Origin of the sequence: uncultured Sulfitobacter sp. (genome assembly GCF_947499945.1) — a bacterium.
Classification (GTDB): domain Bacteria; phylum Pseudomonadota; class Alphaproteobacteria; order Rhodobacterales; family Rhodobacteraceae; genus Sulfitobacter.
This window is the reverse complement of sequence record NZ_CANMQD010000010.1, coordinates 36,487-52,052: the sequence shown is the minus strand read 5'-3', so window position 1 is coordinate 52,052 and position 15,566 is coordinate 36,487. Positions and strand designations below refer to the sequence as shown.

Below are 15,566 nucleotides of genomic sequence, written 5' to 3'. Positions count from 1 at the left end.
CAAAGGCCGCCAGTCTGCTGAAGATCAAGGTCTGACATTGGTCGCTCTCCTGAGGGGGGATAATTGCATCATCGGGAACGGGGGGGGCGTTGAGAATAATCTCGAATCGCTCGGACCCGACGGGCTGCGCACCGCCAAAGCGGTCTTGGGCGCAGATATAGAGGGTAGGATCGGTTTGTAGTTTGCCCTTTGCCAGCGGGGTGTATTCGGATGCGGGGTTGTCCGCAAAGAACACGTTATGCGCGGCGAGGGGGAAGTCATGCTGTACGGTGCTGGCAAATGCTTGGACCTGCGCAGACAGGCTGCGGGGTTCAACGGCGCTGATGCGTACGGCTTGGGCTAATTTCTCCCCCAACATTCCTTGGGCCAAGGCGCGGGGATCGCCGTTATACAGCACTGCATCAACGGGTATCCGCATTTTTTCTGTATACACAGCGCTGGGGCGTCCGCCTTCTGTTTCAATCCGTTTCACATGGGCCTGATAATGAAATTCGGCCCCTTTTTGGCGGGCCAGTTTCTCGATCGCTACGGCAAGGCGGTGCATGCCGCCCTCTACGTGCCAGACGCCGCGCCGCTCTGCGTCCCAGATCAGCGACAAGATCGCGGGACATTCAGACGGAATGCCGCCGACATAGGTGGCGTAACGCGCAAAAAGTTGGGCGAGTTTTGGTTCAGAAAAGCTGCGCCCCAGCATGTGTGCGAGGCTTTGATGCGGAGCCATGTCGGGAATGATCATGGGATTACTCAGTACCGTCTTCGTGAGTGATGCAACGCTTGGCGCTTCTGACCGCATCATGGGCACCTCGAAGATGTCGAATAGGCGCTTGGCGCGTTCGGACAGGTTTTGAAATTCCTGCGCGGCGCGTTTGCCAAAGGTATCGCCGACATTTGCGACGCTGTGCTCAGGGTCGGCCATCAGGTCAAGCGTGGTGCCATCGCGCCAGAAGTGCCGCGCCAACATCGGCTCGCGCATCAGGGTCACATGATCTTCCAGCCGCGCACCAACATCGGCAAAAAGATCATCAAAGACAGGCTTCATCGTGAGGACAGTTGGCCCTGCATCTACCGGTCCCGCCACCGAGGGAAGGGTACGCATTTTACCACCTGGTGTTGCATGCCGTTCCAACACAGTGACCCGCGCCCCAGCATGCACAAGGCGAAGCGCCGCCGAGAGGCCACCGATTCCCGTGCCTATTACAGCGATATGAGGGGGTTGGTCGGGGATATGGCTCTCCAAGCTGGTGATTGACAAACGATCCGAATGTGTCCAGTTTAGTTTACAGTTAAGCTGTCAGCAACAGTTTACATCATTTAAGTAGCGACCTTGCGCCACGACGGCCGGAGAATAGCATCATGTCATTTGCCAAAAGAATAGACAGCGCAATCATGCAGGCCATCGCAGAGGGGCAAACAGCACCCAGTCCCGCAAAGCTTGCCGAGGCGCTCCACTACGCGGTGACCCCGGGCGGTGCGCGGATCAGGCCAACGATTTTGATGAGCATCGCGGCTGCTTGTGGCGACCAGCACCCCAAGCTTGCAGATGCTGCGGCCACAGCCTTGGAATTGATGCACTGTGCATCGCTTGTGCACGACGATCTACCTTGTTTTGACGATGCAGATACGCGACGCGGCAAACCCTCTGTGCATAAGGTTTATGGTGAGGCGCTGGCCGTTCTTGTGGGCGACAGCCTCATTATCATGGCGTTTGAAGCGCTGGCAAAAGCGGCGGCGGAAGAGCCTGCGCGGGCTGTTGCAATGATGCGGGTTCTGGCCACACGGAGCGGCATGCCGAATGGCATTTGTGCGGGCCAAGGGTGGGAAAACGAGAGCAAGATTGATCTGAGCGCATATCACACCGCCAAGACGGGGGCGCTGTTTATGGCTGCAACGCAGATGGGTGCGATTGCAGGTGGGCATGAGGGCGAACAGTGGGAAGAGCTGGGCGCGCGAATCGGTGAGGCGTTCCAAGTGGCCGATGACTTGCGCGACGCGCTTTATGACGAAGAAACATTGGGCAAGCCTGTAGGTCAGGATGATCTGCACGGACGCCCCAACGCAGTGCAAGAGTTGGGCGTTGATGGTGCGATCCAGCGGATGCGCGATATTCTGGGCGGTGCGATTGCATCGATCCCCAAATGTCCTGGTGAGGCAATGCTGGCTGCGATGGTCACGGCGCAGGCCGAAGTGCTGACCCCGATCAAATGGCGTGCCGAGCAGGCCGCAAAGATTGCGGGCGAGTGACCTTTTCCACAAACACATCAATGGCCGTATCCAAACCTTCAAGGGGCGCATGGTTTAACCGCCTTATGGCGGCACGCGGGTTTCAGAAATGGGCCGCGAAATTTCCGCTCACCCGCCGCATTGTGCGCAGTGAGGGTGAGGCGATGTTTGATCTGCTGGCGGGGTTTTGTCATAGCCAAGTGCTTTCTGCGCTGGTGCAGTTGAGCATTCCACAGAAACTGATGCGCGGCCCGATGGACGCGCAAACGCTGGCGACAGATGCACAGATGCCGTTGGAGCGGATGCAGATCTTACTGCGGGCTGGTGTGTCGCTTGGTGTGCTTAAATCCAAGAGGGCAGGGCGGTTTGGTTTGAGCCGCACGGGTGCCGCATTGGTGGGTGTGCCGGGGCTGAGCCAGATGATCGCCCACCATGATGTGCTTTACCGTGATCTATCCGATCCCGTCGCCTTCTTTCGCGGGGAGGTCAAGACAGAGCTGGCAGGCTTTTGGCCATACGTCTTTGGCGGCAATATGGACCCCGATGTGGCAGCGACCTATTCCGATCTGATGGCGCAGAGCCAGCTTTTGGTAGCGGATGATACGCTTGCTGTTGTGGATTTCTCTGGTGTGAAAACGCTGATGGATATCGGCGGTGGTTCTGGTGCGTTTCTGACAGCTGTTGGCACGGTCTACTCCGATCTTGAGTTAATGCTGCTTGATCTGCCCGAAGTGGCCCCCTCTGCTGCACAACGGTTCGCGGATGAAGGGATGACCGTCCGTGCACGAATCACTGGCGGTTCGTTTCGGGAGAATGACCTGCCCGAGGGCGCTGATGCGATCAGCCTCATTCGTGTGCTTTATGATCACAGTGATGAGACAGTCACAGACTTGTTGGCGAAGTGTTATGCTGCGCTGCCGTCTGGTGGCCGTTTGATCATTTCCGAACCAATGACAGGTGGCGCACAGCCGAGCCGCGCTGGCGATGCCTATTTTGCATTATATACGCTGGCGATGCGTACAGGGCGCACCCGATCTGCCTACGAGATCAAATCATTGCTCCATGCAGCGGGTTTTGAAGACGTAAAAACGCCCCGTGCGCGGCGTCCGTTTGTCACATCTTGCGTTGAGGCACGTAAACCCTGACCATCTTTAGAAGTCAAAAGTGTCTAATCTAGTTGACACTATAGTATGTCTAGTTAGTATTACACTTAGAGCAAACGACCAAAGAGAGTCCCTCAATGTGAGGGCAGTGGGCCGTTTGATGATCGGGAGATTAATTTGCAAACCACTGCTGTCATCCTAAGCGAGCCTAAGACGATCGGGCTTGATGTGTTGGACGTAACCGCGCCCACGCATGATGATATTGTGGTGCAGGTCAGTCATTCAGGTATTTCCACCGGAACGGAAAAGCTGTTCTGGAGCGGTGAGATGCCGCCCTTCCCCGGGATGGGCTATCCGCTGGTGCCGGGCTATGAGGCTGCAGGCGAGGTGGTCGCGGCGGGATCGAATACGAATTTCAAAGTTGGCGACCGCGTCTTTGTGCCGGGTGCTAATTGTTTCGACGGTGCGTTCGGATTGTTCGGCGGCGCGTCGAGCCTGCTTGTCAGCAATGCAGACCGCGCGACAAAGATCGATTCGAACCTTGGGGCCGAGGGTGCGTTGCTCGCCCTTGCTGCCACGGCGCGTCACGCGATGGCCGGCCCGCACAAAGCTGTGCCTGACCTGATTGTGGGTCACGGTGTTTTGGGTCGCTTGCTTGCACGTCTTACGGTTGCGGCGGGTGCGCCTGCGCCAACTGTTTGGGAGACTAACCCTGAGCGCCATGCTGGTGCGGTTGGTTATAACGTGGTGCACCCCGATGATGACCCGCGCAAAGATTACATGTCCGTCTACGACGCCTCTGGCAGTGACGGCATTCTGGGGCAGCTTATCGGGCGTATTGCCCGTGGCGGCGAGATTGTGCTGGCGGGTTTCTACCCCGCGCCAATCAGCTTTGCCTTCCCGCCAGCGTTCATGAAAGAGGCGCGGTTCCGTATCGCTGCCGAATGGACGCGCGACGATCTTACTGCCACGCGAGCGTTGGTCGAATCCGGCGCACTGAGCCTTGGCGGACTTATCACACATACATCACCAGCAGGTGCTGCGGCGGACGCTTACGAGACAGCGTTCAGCGATGCCTCCTGCCTGAAAATGATACTCGACTGGAAAGGTCACGCATGACACTTGATATCCCCAACCTCAAAGATGGCGGCACCATTTCCGATTTTGACCGGCGCTTGCGCGATGAGGCGAACGAAGACTTCGCGGACATTGTTCACGACGAGCCTACCTCCAAGACCCAGATCATCGCGATCTACGGCAAAGGCGGCATTGGCAAATCATTCACTTTAGCGAATCTCAGCCACATGATGGCTGAGCAGGGCAAACGCGTCTTGCTGATCGGGTGTGACCCGAAATCCGACACCACCTCACTGTTGTTCGGCGGCAAGGCGTGCCCTACCATTATCGAAACCTCTACCCGCAAAAAGCTGGCCGGTGAAGAAGTGAAGATCGGCGACGTTTGTTTCAAACGTGGCGGCGTATTCGCGATGGAACTGGGCGGGCCCGAAGTGGGTCGCGGCTGTGGTGGGCGCGGGATCATCCACGGTTTTGAATTGCTTGAGAAGCTGGGCTTCCACGACTGGGACTTTGACTATGTCCTCTTGGACTTCCTTGGCGATGTTGTTTGTGGCGGCTTTGGCCTACCCATCGCGCGCGATATGGCGCAAAAGGTTATCCTTGTTGCCTCGAATGATTTGCAGTCGCTGTATGTGGCCAACAACGTCTGCTCCGCGGTGGAATACTTCCGCAAGTTGGGTGGTAACGTCGGTGTTGCGGGTCTTGTGATCAATAAAGATGACGGTTCTGGCGAAGCGGCGGCATTTGCCGAAGCGGTAAAAATTCCGGTGCTGGCGTCGATCCCGCAGGATGATGACTTGCGCAAGAAATCCGCCAATTACCAGATCGTCGGCACATTCGAGAGCCAATGGGGCCCGCTGTTCGCGGCCCTTGGTGACGAAGTTGCCGTGGCGCCACCGGTCCGTCCAACACCACTGGATCAGGATGGCCTTCTCGATTTGTTTGACGCGTCCCAGACCGGCGGCGATTTCGTGCTGGAACCAGCAACCGACATGGACATGCGCGGCAAGAATGCAGCGCCTGCCGAAAGCCTCGAGGTGATCTATGACACCGTATAAAGAGGATATCTTTCGCGAGCTGAAACAGGTTTTGGCCGAAGCTGAGCCTGAGCAGATCGAACGTTTGCTGAGCGATATCGCCCATGGTGAATTCGTTGAAACAGCGCAAACGCGTGCGGGATCAAACGACAATCAATGCAATGTGACCAACATTAACCATGTAGTTGGTTCGGTTAAGGCAGGCGCTTCACGCCCACGTAATCCCGAGCAGTTGTCTGATGCATCACGTCAGACGCGCCGTACGGGGTATTCCTCGTGAGTGAAGAGATGAAATATGACGCCGTCGATGCAGTCGAAGTGGACACAGGCACCGAGCTTGAAGGCCGCGATGTACTGCTGACCCAAGACGGGCTTGGATGTCATTCTGGCAACGAGATGGAAAAGGCGGCGCGTCTTGCTGGCAATTCCGAGATGCTTGATAAGTTTGCCGCCGACTATCCCAAAGGTCCACACGATCAACCGCAAAGCATGTGTCCTGCGTTCGGCTCGCTTCGTGTCGGTCTGCGGATGAAGCGTGTCTCGACGATCCTGTCGGGCTCTGCCTGCTGTGTTTATGGTCTGACGTTTGTGAGCCACTTTTATGGTGCGCGCCGCTCTGTTGGTTATGTGCCGTTCAATTCGGAATCCTTAGTGACGGGTAAGCTGTTCGAGGACATCCGCGAGGCTGTCCATGATGTGGCCGATCCCGAGAAGAACGACGCGATTATCGTGACGAACCTTTGTGTGCCGACCGCCTCCGGTGTGCCGCTGCGGTTGTTGCCCCGTGAGATTAACGGCGTGCGGATCATCGGTATTGATGTTCCCGGCTTTGGCATCCCGACCCATGCGGAAGCCAAGGATGTGCTCGCTGGTGCGATGCTGAAATATGCGCGCGAAGAGATCAAGGCAGGCCCAGTGCCGATGCCTGCTGCGGGTAAATCCGATCGCCCCACAGTGACGTTGTTGGGTGAGATGTTCCCTGCGGACCCGATGATGATTGGTCAAATGCTTGCCCCTCTGGGTCTGGCTGCTGGTCCGGTGGTTCCGTGCCGCGAATGGCGTGAGTTGTATGGTGCGCTTGATTGCGGTGCCGTGGCTGCGATCCACCCGTTCTATACGTCTGCCGTTCGTGAGTTTCAGGCAGCGGGCCGTCCGGTTCTGGGCTCTGCGCCTATTGGCCTTGATGGCACTGCTGATTGGCTCAAGGGCATTGGCGATATCTTTGGCCTGTCTGCCGATAAAATCGGCGAGGCGCAAAATATGTTCCTGCCGGCGATCAAAGCGGCCTTGGCTGCGACCCCAATCAACGGGACGATTACACTGTCGGGCTATGAAGGCTCCGAGCTGCTGGTCGCACGTTTGCTGATCGAGAGTGGCGCGAATGTTCCTTATGTAGGAACGGCTTGTGCCAAGTCTGAATGGTCTGCGGCTGATGCAGCATGGCTTGAGGCCAAGGGCGTGAAAGTAAAATTCCGCGCGTCATTGGAAGATGACTGCGGTGCGATGGAAGCGATCCAGCCTGATCTGGCCATCGGTACAACACCTGTTGTGCAGAAAGGCAAAGAGCTGGGTATTCCGTCTTTGTACTTCACCAACCTGATTTCAGCGCGCCCTCTGATGGGTGTGGCTGGTGCAGGCTCTCTGCAGGAAGTCGTCAACGCGGCGATGGGCAACAAAGAGCGCATGGGCAAGATGAAAGCCTTCTTTGAGGGCGTAGGCAGTGGCGACACAGCGGGTGTTTGGGAAAAATCCCCGAACGTGAAGCCTGAGTTCCGCGCCTTGAACGCCAAGAAGCTGGAGCGCGCCGCCAAGGCCGCAAAAGCGGCGGAGATGATCTGATGCTGGTTCAAGATCACGACCGGGCAGGCGGTTATTGGGGCGCTGTTTACGCATTTTGCGCCGTCAAAGGTTTGCAATGCGTGATCGACGGTCCTGTGGGCTGTGAGAACCTCCCCGTGACATCCGTGCTCCACTACACCGACGCGCTGCCGCCGCACGAGTTGCCCATTGTGGTAACGGGCTTGGGCGAAGGCGAAATGGGGTCTGGTACCGAAGAAGCGATGAAGCGTGCTTGGGGGACACTTGACCCAGCTCTGCCCGCCGTTGTTGTAACCGGATCGATTGCCGAGATGATCGGCGGGGGTGTGACCCCTGCGGGCACGAACATCCAACGCTTTTTGCCGCGCACCATTGATGAAGATCAGTGGGAAGCAGCTGACCGCGCGATGACATGGATCTTTACCGAGTTTGGCATGACCAAGGGCCGTATGCCCAAGGAAGTGAAACGCGAGGAGGGGTCCGCCCCCCGCGTCAATATCCTCGGGCCGATGTATGGCACGTTTAACATGCCCTCCGACCTCGCCGAAATTCGTCGCCTGATTGAGGGCATCGGTGCAGACATCAATATGGTGATGCCACTTGGTGCCCATGTAGGTGAGATGCGCGGATTGGTGAATTCGGACGTGAACGTCACGATGTACCGTGAGTTTGGTCGTGGCCTGTGTGAAGTATTGGGCAAGCCTTACCTGCAAGCGCCTGTTGGCATCGACTCCACTACGAAATTCCTGCGCAAGCTGGGCGAGATGCTGGACCTCGACCCTGAGCCGTTCATTGAGCAGGAAAAGCATTCGACCATCAAACCTGTCTGGGATTTGTGGCGCTCTGTTACGCAGGATTTCTTTGCCACGGCCTCCTTCGGGATTGTGGCGAACGAGACGTATGCACGCGGGATTCGCGGTTTCCTTGAGGATGATTTGGGTTTGCCGTGTGCTTTTGCAGTTGCGCGGACACGCGGCAAGAAGACTGACAACGACGAAGTGCGCAACCTGATCCATACCAAACGGCCCCTCATCGTGATGGGGAGCATTAATGAGAAGATGTACCTCGCCGAGATGAAATCAGGTTTTGGTCCTGCGCCCACATTTATTCCCGCCAGTTTTCCGGGTGCCGCAATCCGTCGCGCCACTGGAACGCCCTTTATGGGCTACGCTGGTGCCACCTATTTGTTGCAAGAGGTCTGTAATGGCCTGTTCGATGCCCTTTTCCATATCCTGCCGCTTGGCAGCGAAATGGACGAGACGCCAGCAACACTTACCCCTTTGCGCCGTGACTTCCCTTGGGATGCCGACGCACAGACCCGCCTCGATGAAATCGTGGCAACACATCCGATCCTGACCCGCATCTCTGCGGCCAAAACCCTGCGTGACGAAGCTGAAAAGCGCGCGCTGGATAACGGCGCAGAGCGGGTGGTTCTGGAAACGGTGAACGGTCTTCAACCCCAACCGGGAGAAACTAAATGACTGATTTTACCAATGACACAAGCATGCCGCGCAAGCGCAATGTGACCGCCAGCCAGCGGGAATATTACGCATATTTTGCGGTCATTTTTGTCGCCACACTGCCACTGGCGGTCCTCACATGGACCCTCACAGCAGTACGGCAAATGGCCCTGCCAACGCGCGGGCCTGTGAAAGCTGCGTGGAGCCAGGCGCAGATTATCACACCAAGGATCTTTTCGGCCTAAGGGCCAGACGATCCGCACATGAGTTTTTGCTTCTGAGGGACCAGGGCATATCGATATTCGTCATTCCTGCGAAGGTTTGGTGGATTGAAGCAGGGGATAAGCCTCTGTTGTGACCCGGCCGCGGGGGATGCGCGGCGTCGGTACTTATTTTTTCTAGGAGAAAAAACATGGCTGATAAAAATGACCTGTCCTTCACAGGTTTGACAGACGAGCAAGCGCAGGAATTGCACTCGGTCTACATGAGCGGCTTCATGATCTTCACGATCGTGGCATGTGTTGCTCACTTGCTGACCTATTTCAAACTGCCTTGGTTCAACTGGTAAACGGAAGGAATATTCAAACATGGCACAGTTTTACAAAATCTGGCTGATCTTCGACCCCCGTCGCGTTTTCGTGGCGCAGGGCGTGTTCCTCTTTTTGCTCGCAGCAATGATTCACCTCGTTCTGCTCAGCAACCCAGAGACCAACTGGTTCAACCGCGCCTTCGGTGCGGCAGAAGCCAGCGAATAAGCTCAGTTGCACGAACTCGCTGTGGGCGGCGCGGGGCAGTCCTCCGCCGCCCACGGCAAACCCGATCAATTACAACGCGCAAGTCTGCCCCTGATCCGGGTAGGGGGCGCTAGAGGAGACAGAAGATGGCACAGCTCAGCTTCGAGAAAAAATACCGGGTCCGAGGCGGGACTTTGGTGGGCGGAGACTTGTTCGACTTCTGGGTGGGCCCCTTCTATGTCGGCTTTTTTGGCGTCACGACATTTTTCTTTGCCGCACTCGGAACAATACTAATTTTTTACGGCGCATCGCTTGGCGATACGTGGAACCCTTGGCTCATCTCGATCGAGCCACCTGAACTCGAGATTGGACTGGGTGTTGCACCATTGGCCGAAGGTGGTTTGTGGCAGGTCATTACGATCTGCGCGACGTTTGCCTTTATCTCGTGGGCTTTGCGCGAGGTGGAAATCTGCCGCAAGCTGGGCATGGGCTATCACGTACCTGTCGCATTCGGTGTGGCGATCCTTGCCTATGTGACGCTGGTGATTATTCGCCCGCTGCTGATGGGCGCATGGGGGCACGGCTTTCCCTACGGGATTTTCAGCCACCTCGATTGGGTCAACAACGTCGGCTACGCTTACGGCAACTTCCACTATAACCCTGCGCATATGGTTGCGATCACGTTCTTCTTTACAACGTGTCTCGCTCTTGCGCTGCACGGCTCGCTGGTTCTGTCCGCGGTCAACCCCGGCAAGGGCAAGACCATCGGCACACCTGACCACGAAGATACCTACTTCCGCGATCTGATCGGCTATTCGATTGGACCCTTGGGTATTCACCGTCTGGGTCTGCTGCTGGCACTGAATGCTGGTCTGTGGAGCGCCATCTGTATCGTCATCTCCGGCACCATCTGGTTCGACCAGTGGAGCGCATGGTGGGACTGGTATGCTGAATTGCCCTGGTGGGCGGACCTGTAAGGAGGACATGACAAATGGCTGAATATCAAAACATCTTCACCCAAGTGCAGGTCCAAGGACCGGCCGAAATGGGAGTGGACCCATCGGGCACACTCGCACGGGAACGTACAAACGGGGCCAGCTTTAGCAAGCTAGCTGGCCTTTTCGGAAACGCACAGCTCGGCCCGATCTATCTGGGGACGTTTGGTGTGATCTCGCTGGTGACCGGCTTTGCCTGGTTCTTTATGGTAGGTTTGTCCTTCTGGGATCAAGTCGACTATAGCCCTGCACTGTTCCTGCGCGAGTTGTTCTGGCTGTCGCTTGAGCCACCTGCCGAGGAATATGGCCTCGGTATCCCGCCGATGGCTGAAGGGGGTTACTTCCTGCTGGCCTCGTTCTTCCTGCTGATCAGTGTGATCTGCTGGTGGGTACGCACCTACCTGCGTGCCGAAGAGCTGGGCATGGGCAAACACGTTGCATGGGCATTCGCCTCCGCAATCTGGCTGTTCCTTGTGTTGGGACTGTTCCGTCCCGTTCTGATGGGTTCGTGGTCGCATATGGTTCCATACGGTATCTTCTCGCACCTTGATTGGACGAACCTGTTCTCGCTGACCTACGGCAACCTGTTCTACAATCCGTTCCATGCGCTCAGCATTGTGTTCCTCTATGGATCCGCCCTGTTGTTCGCCATGCACGGTGCCACGATCCTCGCTGTGAGCCGTTATGGCGGGGAGCGTGAGATCGAGCAGATCGTGGACCGCGGGACAGCCTCTGAACGTGCCGCTCTCTTCTGGCGCTGGACCATGGGCTTTAACGCGACGATGGAAGGTATCCATCGCTGGGCTTGGTGGTTCGCAGTTCTCACGACCCTCACGGGTGGTATCGGGATCCTGCTGACAGGCACAGTTGTCGATAACTGGTTTATCTGGGCACAAGACCACGGCTATGCGCCGCTTGATTAAGGAGACATGAACATGAGTGAGAATCACGATTACCTCAAAACGTCCGATGACCCCCTCCTAAGGCTTCGCGTTGACGTACTTGCGCTGATGCTAAAGGGGGCAGGTTACGCTGCAATCTTCTGTATCGTTGTCGGTGTCTTTCTTGCCGCAACCATCTGGATTGGTACGCTGTTGCCAGCGGAATCCAAGGAAGCGCCCGACCCATCACTGGGTGCTGTGAAGATCATCCAGATGACCGCACAAGTCTAAGCAATTCGGTGCAGGGCGCGCCATAACTTAGCGCCCCGTACCACACGCCATCGGATAACTCTGTCCCTAGGGTTATCTGGTACTGTCGGGGGCCTCGACCCCCTGACGCCTCCTGTTGGCTACGGGAGACAGAGGGTAACTGGTTTACCCTCTGTTCCCCGGCCAACAGGCAATAGCCAACACGTTCGAGAGCCAACACAGTCGAGAAAAGGAGACCGCCATGGGCAGTCCCACACCGCAGCTAGACCGCATCACTGCCCCCTCCGATATGAAATCCCTGACCGACGCCGAGCTTTCCACGCTCGCGGATGAAGTTCGTGAAGAGGTGATCGCTTCTGTTGCCACGACAGGTGGGCATCTGGGATCATCGCTGGGTGTGGTAGAATTGACTGTGGCGCTGCATGCTGTCTTCGACACCCCAAGGGACAAATTGATTTGGGACGTGGGCCACCAGTGTTATCCGCATAAAGTGCTCACAGGTCGCCGCGACAAGATGCATACATTGCGTCAGGAGAGCGGACTTTCGGGTTTCACAAAACGGAGCGAGAGCGCGTTTGACCCCTTTGGTGCGGCGCACTCCTCTACTTCTATTTCTGCCGCCCTCGGCTTTACCATCGCGCGCGATATGGGTGAGGCGACGGGCGACGCAATTGCCGTGATCGGTGATGGTTCGATCAGTGCCGGCATGGCCTATGAGGCGATGAACAACGCAGGTGCCATGGGCCGCCGGATGTTTGTCATTCTCAACGATAACGAGATGAGCATCGCGCCACCCGTTGGGGCCATGTCGAGCTATATGTCAGGCCTGTCGGGGCTCAAGGATTTCGCGAACGATACACTTGCGGCTTTGCCTGGCCCGATCCGCGATCATGCACGGCGTGCACGTCAGCTTGTAACGGGTGCTGTGGAAGAGCAAAGTACCCTGTTCGAGAACCTTGGTTTTCAATATATCGGCCCGATTGACGGGCATGACATGGGCCAACTGCTCAGCGTTCTACGCTCTGCCCGCACACGGGCCACGGGGCCTGTGCTGATCCATTGCTGCACGACCAAGGGCAAGGGATACGCCCCCGCTGAGGCGTCAAGCGACAGCTACCACGGGGTGGGCAAGTTTGATCCCGTCACGGGTATTCAGGCCAAATCCAAACCTAACGCGCCCTCCTATACCCAGATTTTTGGTGAGGCGCTGACTGATGAAGCACGGCGCGACCCCAAAATTGTCGCGATCACGGCGGCGATGCCGGGCGGTACGGGCCTTGATATTTTCGCCAAGACGCACCCGAACCGTATGTATGATGTAGGCATTGCCGAGCAGCATGGTGTGACTTTCGCGGCGGGTGTTGCCGCAGGTGGGCTCAAGCCGTTTGTGGCGATTTATTCTAGTTTTCTCCAGCGTGGCTATGACCAGATTGTGCATGATGTGGCGTTGCAAAACCTGCCTGTGCGTTTTGCGATTGATCGTGCGGGTCTTGTGGGTGCGGATGGGGCGACTCATGCGGGGGCCTTCGACATCGGCTACCTTGCGGCGCTGCCGAATATGGTTGTGATGGCTGCCTCGGATGAGGCGGAACTGGTGCATATGGTTGCCACTGCTGCGGCCTATAATGATGGGCCGATTGCCTTCCGCTATCCGCGCGGTGAGGGGGAGGGCGTGACCCTGCCCGAGCGCGGTATGCCGCTCGAAATCGGCAAAGGCATCGTCGTGCGCCAAGGATTTGACGTGGCGATCCTGTCGTTTGGTGCGCATCTGGGCGAGAGCCAGCGTGCCGCTGATCTGATCGAGGCACAGGGGCTGACAGTGACTGTTGCCGATGCACGTTTTGCCAAACCGCTGGACAAGAACCTCATCAATGATCTGGCGCGTAAGCACCGTGTTCTCATCACAGTCGAACAGGGCGCCCGCGGCGGGTTCGGCTCTATGGTGCTTGACCATCTGGCGAATGAGGGCTGGCTGGACAAGACGCTGGCTGTGCGTACGGTGAACCTGCCAGACCGTTTCATTGACCAAGCTTCCCCAGACGCGATGTATGCGGATGCGGGCATGACAGCGGGCGATATCGCTGCGACTGCCCTTCAGGCGGCACAGCTTCAGCGGGTCAAAGTCACAGACATCTAAATCAGGCAAGACATGAAAAAGCCCCCGCTGCGGACCATCGCTGCGGGGGCTTTTCTATGTGGAGAGGAGGCTGCTAGGCGTCAGTGCCGAAGATGAGCGTGCTGTGCTGTTCCATATAAATGCGCAGCCACGGGGTGAAAACCTCGGGTGTCGCGGCAAGCTCGGCGCGGAGCGTGTCGACCTTGATCCAGCGTGTGTCCATCACTTCATCGGGGTTGAGCGCGAGGGGCAGATCACGCGTAGTCTCTACCATAAATACCTCAACCAACTCATGTTCGATCAGGCCGTTGCCAACGTCAGCGCGGTACTCGACCTGACCGCGATACTGGGCCTTCACTTTTGCAATGCCCAACTCTTCTTTGAGGCGGCGGGTCACGCAAACTGCGTCAGGTTCATCCCATTCAGGATGGGTGCAACAGGTGTTCGCCCACAGGCCGGGGGTGTGGTATTTTCCCAAAGCACGGCGCTGGATCAGCATTTCGTCGCCTGACATGATGAACACCGAGATCGCCTTGTGCCGCAGACCGCGCAGATGCACGTCGAGCTTTTCCACAGGCTGCAAGCTGCCATCGACCCATGCGGGGATCATGATATTGGTCATTGTCTCTCCGTCGCGCATCGGTTCAGACCTTGGTCTCGGCTACAAGACCCGTCAGGTGTGCAATGTTCTTAATGCCGATTTTGAGATGTGCCAAGGGCCGTGCGGCCACGAGCTTTTTGTTCATGTAGGCCTCGAAGGTCAGCTTTTGCACGTCGACATCATGGCAGAGCGAGACAAAGCGTTCGCGGCGCATATCGGATTTGTAATAGGCGTTTTGCATGGCACCGAGCACTTTGAACACTTGGCCATGCTCGCCCATGAACATCTTGCGGCTGAGTTTGAGATCAGAGGGCATATTTGTGCGCAAGCGACGCGCAGTGGCCAAAGCTGCGGATGTACCGCAGGCCATAGCGTAATAAATACCTTCACCAGAGGAGGGAGCTACAACACCCGCCGCATCACCCGCGAGCAGAACGTCATTGCCATTGTCCCAGCGGTCCAGCGGTTTGAGCGGAATCGGCGCGCCCTCACGACGGATCGTTTTGCAGTCGGTGAGGCCAGCAGTTGCACGCAGATCGGCAGTGGCTTTTTTGAGGTCTACACCATCGATGCAGGTGCCCATGCCGACACTGGCAGATTTGCCATGCGGGAAAATCCAACCATAGAAATCGGGGCTAATCTTGCCGTCATAAATGACATCACAACGTTTGGGGTTATAGGTTTCGGTCGTCTCGGTGGGGGCTTCGATGATCTCGTGGTAGGCGATCACGTATGGGATCTTATCGCCACCCGGCACTTCGGCCTTGGCTACGTTTGAACGTGCACCATCCGCGCCAATCACCATGCGGCAGGTCATGCTGCGCGTCTCGCCGCTGGCCTTGTCGCGGTAATGGACATGGGTGCCCTCGGTGTCGCGTGTGATCTTGGTATAGGTCCCTGTCACCCGCATGGCACCGGCATCCGCTGCACGCACGCGCAGGAATTCGTCAAAATGCTCACGATCCACCATCCCGACATAGCCGTTCTCGATCGGGATATCGACGTGGCGCTGTGTGGGGGAGATCATGCGCGCTGTCTTGATCTTGGCGACGATCTGGCTTTCTGGAATGTCGTAATCCTCAATCATGCGGGGAGGGACAGCGCCACCACAGGGTTTGATCCGGCCATCACGGTCCAGCAACGCCACACTATATCCGCGCTTTGCGAGATCGGCGGCGGCTGTGGCACCGCATGGGCCGCCACCCACAACAACAACATCGAATTTCTGGGCTGACGAGGTCATATCTAGCATCG

The 15,566-nt window shown here is 57.2% G+C and carries 17 protein-coding genes; 14 read left to right on the top strand and 3 right to left on the bottom strand.

Annotated elements, in window-relative coordinates:
* On the bottom strand, positions 1 to 1,252 hold a 1,252-nt coding region (locus Q0775_RS19410), incomplete at its 3' end, for an FAD-dependent oxidoreductase (protein WP_298865112.1).
* Positions 1,253 to 1,353: 101 nt separating this feature from the next.
* On the opposite strand from Q0775_RS19410, the gene Q0775_RS19405 reads away from it, so the two are divergent.
* The 14 genes from Q0775_RS19405 (at position 1,354) to dxs (ending at position 13,732) form a co-directional block, all read left to right on the top strand.
* A complete protein-coding gene (locus Q0775_RS19405; protein WP_298865109.1) occupies positions 1,354 to 2,241 on the top strand; it encodes a polyprenyl synthetase family protein in 888 nt (295 codons plus the stop codon).
* 20 nt (positions 2,242 to 2,261) lie between these two features.
* On the top strand, positions 2,262 to 3,365 hold the full coding sequence (locus tag Q0775_RS19400; RefSeq protein WP_298865121.1) for a methyltransferase: 1,104 nt from the start codon (positions 2,262 to 2,264) through the stop codon (positions 3,363 to 3,365).
* A gap of 135 nt (positions 3,366 to 3,500) precedes the next feature.
* Positions 3,501 to 4,442, top strand: a complete 942-nt coding sequence (gene bchC, locus Q0775_RS19395) for a chlorophyll synthesis pathway protein BchC (RefSeq protein ID WP_298865107.1) — start codon at positions 3,501 to 3,503, stop codon at positions 4,440 to 4,442.
* The gene (locus tag Q0775_RS19390; RefSeq protein ID WP_298865104.1) at positions 4,439 to 5,458 is read left to right on the top strand and encodes a chlorophyllide a reductase iron protein subunit X; all 1,020 of its coding nucleotides are present in this window, start codon (positions 4,439 to 4,441) and stop codon (positions 5,456 to 5,458) included. The genes bchC and Q0775_RS19390 overlap by 4 nt, the downstream gene beginning before the upstream one ends.
* Entirely contained in the window at positions 5,445 to 5,717 is a 273-nt protein-coding gene (locus Q0775_RS19385) for a hypothetical protein (RefSeq protein ID WP_298865101.1), read from the top strand. The genes Q0775_RS19390 and Q0775_RS19385 overlap by 14 nt, the downstream gene beginning before the upstream one ends.
* A gap of 8 nt (positions 5,718 to 5,725) precedes the next feature.
* On the top strand, positions 5,726 to 7,276 hold the full coding sequence (gene bchY / locus Q0775_RS19380) for a chlorophyllide a reductase subunit Y (protein WP_298865098.1): 1,551 nt from the start codon (positions 5,726 to 5,728) through the stop codon (positions 7,274 to 7,276).
* A complete protein-coding gene (gene bchZ, locus Q0775_RS19375) occupies positions 7,276 to 8,736 on the top strand; it encodes a chlorophyllide a reductase subunit Z (RefSeq protein ID WP_298865095.1) in 1,461 nt (486 codons plus the stop codon). The genes bchY and bchZ overlap by 1 nt, the downstream gene beginning before the upstream one ends.
* On the top strand, positions 8,733 to 8,960 hold the full coding sequence (gene pufQ / locus Q0775_RS19370; protein ID WP_298865093.1) for a cytochrome PufQ: 228 nt from the start codon (positions 8,733 to 8,735) through the stop codon (positions 8,958 to 8,960). Before bchZ ends, pufQ begins: the two co-directional genes overlap by 4 nt.
* 167 nt (positions 8,961 to 9,127) lie before the next feature.
* Positions 9,128 to 9,283, top strand: coding sequence for a light-harvesting antenna LH1, beta subunit (gene pufB / locus Q0775_RS19365; RefSeq protein WP_298865092.1), 156 nt, complete (start codon positions 9,128 to 9,130; stop codon positions 9,281 to 9,283).
* Between the two features lie 19 nt (positions 9,284 to 9,302).
* Positions 9,303 to 9,470 carry a light-harvesting antenna LH1, alpha subunit gene (gene pufA / locus Q0775_RS19360; protein ID WP_298865089.1) on the top strand — a complete coding sequence of 56 codons (168 nt, stop codon included), beginning with the start codon at positions 9,303 to 9,305 and terminating at the stop codon, positions 9,468 to 9,470.
* Between the two features lie 125 nt (positions 9,471 to 9,595).
* Positions 9,596 to 10,426: a photosynthetic reaction center subunit L gene (gene pufL / locus Q0775_RS19355; protein WP_298865087.1), complete on the top strand. Its 831-nt coding sequence runs from the start codon at positions 9,596 to 9,598 to the stop codon at positions 10,424 to 10,426.
* A 14-nt stretch (positions 10,427 to 10,440) separates the two neighbouring features.
* Entirely contained in the window at positions 10,441 to 11,367 is a 927-nt protein-coding gene (gene pufM / locus Q0775_RS19350; protein ID WP_298865085.1) for a photosynthetic reaction center subunit M, read from the top strand.
* A gap of 12 nt (positions 11,368 to 11,379) precedes the next feature.
* Positions 11,380 to 11,616 (top strand): RC-LH1 core complex protein PufX, encoded by a 237-nt coding sequence (pufX, locus tag Q0775_RS19345; protein WP_298865082.1) that lies wholly within the window; start codon positions 11,380 to 11,382, stop codon positions 11,614 to 11,616.
* 220 nt (positions 11,617 to 11,836) lie between these two features.
* Positions 11,837 to 13,732 (top strand): 1-deoxy-D-xylulose-5-phosphate synthase, encoded by a 1,896-nt coding sequence (gene dxs, locus Q0775_RS19340; RefSeq protein ID WP_298865080.1) that lies wholly within the window; start codon positions 11,837 to 11,839, stop codon positions 13,730 to 13,732.
* A 73-nt stretch (positions 13,733 to 13,805) separates the two neighbouring features.
* Here the strand turns inward: dxs and idi are convergent, their stop codons facing one another.
* Together idi and Q0775_RS19330 are read right to left on the bottom strand one after the other, a co-directional pair.
* Entirely contained in the window at positions 13,806 to 14,333 is a 528-nt protein-coding gene (idi, locus tag Q0775_RS19335; RefSeq protein WP_298865079.1) for an isopentenyl-diphosphate Delta-isomerase, read from the bottom strand.
* A gap of 22 nt (positions 14,334 to 14,355) precedes the next feature.
* Complete coding sequence (locus Q0775_RS19330; RefSeq protein ID WP_298865077.1) at positions 14,356 to 15,564, bottom strand: geranylgeranyl diphosphate reductase; 1,209 nt, start codon at positions 15,562 to 15,564, stop codon at positions 14,356 to 14,358.
* Positions 15,565 to 15,566 lie beyond the last annotated feature (2 nt).

Bases quoted from the DNA above. Each gene is read 5' to 3' on its own strand.
- pufB (WP_298865092.1), top strand. From the start codon at position 9,128: ATGGCTGATAAAAATGACCTGTCCTTCACAGGTTTGACAGACGAGCAA.
- bchZ (WP_298865095.1), top strand. From the start codon at position 7,276: ATGCTGGTTCAAGATCACGACCGGGCAGGCGGTTATTGGGGCGCTGTT.
- bchY (WP_298865098.1), top strand. From the start codon at position 5,726: ATGAAATATGACGCCGTCGATGCAGTCGAAGTGGACACAGGCACCGAG.
- pufQ (WP_298865093.1), top strand. From the start codon at position 8,733: ATGACTGATTTTACCAATGACACAAGCATGCCGCGCAAGCGCAATGTG.
- pufA (WP_298865089.1), top strand. From the start codon at position 9,303: ATGGCACAGTTTTACAAAATCTGGCTGATCTTCGACCCCCGTCGCGTT.
- Q0775_RS19400 (WP_298865121.1), top strand. From the start codon at position 2,262: ATGGCCGTATCCAAACCTTCAAGGGGCGCATGGTTTAACCGCCTTATG.
- pufM (WP_298865085.1), top strand. From the start codon at position 10,441: ATGGCTGAATATCAAAACATCTTCACCCAAGTGCAGGTCCAAGGACCG.
- pufL (WP_298865087.1), top strand. From the start codon at position 9,596: ATGGCACAGCTCAGCTTCGAGAAAAAATACCGGGTCCGAGGCGGGACT.
- Q0775_RS19390 (WP_298865104.1), top strand. From the start codon at position 4,439: ATGACACTTGATATCCCCAACCTCAAAGATGGCGGCACCATTTCCGAT.
- Q0775_RS19385 (WP_298865101.1), top strand. From the start codon at position 5,445: ATGACACCGTATAAAGAGGATATCTTTCGCGAGCTGAAACAGGTTTTG.
- Q0775_RS19330 (WP_298865077.1), bottom strand. From the start codon at position 15,564: ATGCTAGATATGACCTCGTCAGCCCAGAAATTCGATGTTGTTGTTGTG.
- dxs (WP_298865080.1), top strand. From the start codon at position 11,837: ATGGGCAGTCCCACACCGCAGCTAGACCGCATCACTGCCCCCTCCGAT.
- pufX (WP_298865082.1), top strand. From the start codon at position 11,380: ATGAGTGAGAATCACGATTACCTCAAAACGTCCGATGACCCCCTCCTA.
- Q0775_RS19405 (WP_298865109.1), top strand. From the start codon at position 1,354: ATGTCATTTGCCAAAAGAATAGACAGCGCAATCATGCAGGCCATCGCA.
- idi (WP_298865079.1), bottom strand. From the start codon at position 14,333: ATGACCAATATCATGATCCCCGCATGGGTCGATGGCAGCTTGCAGCCT.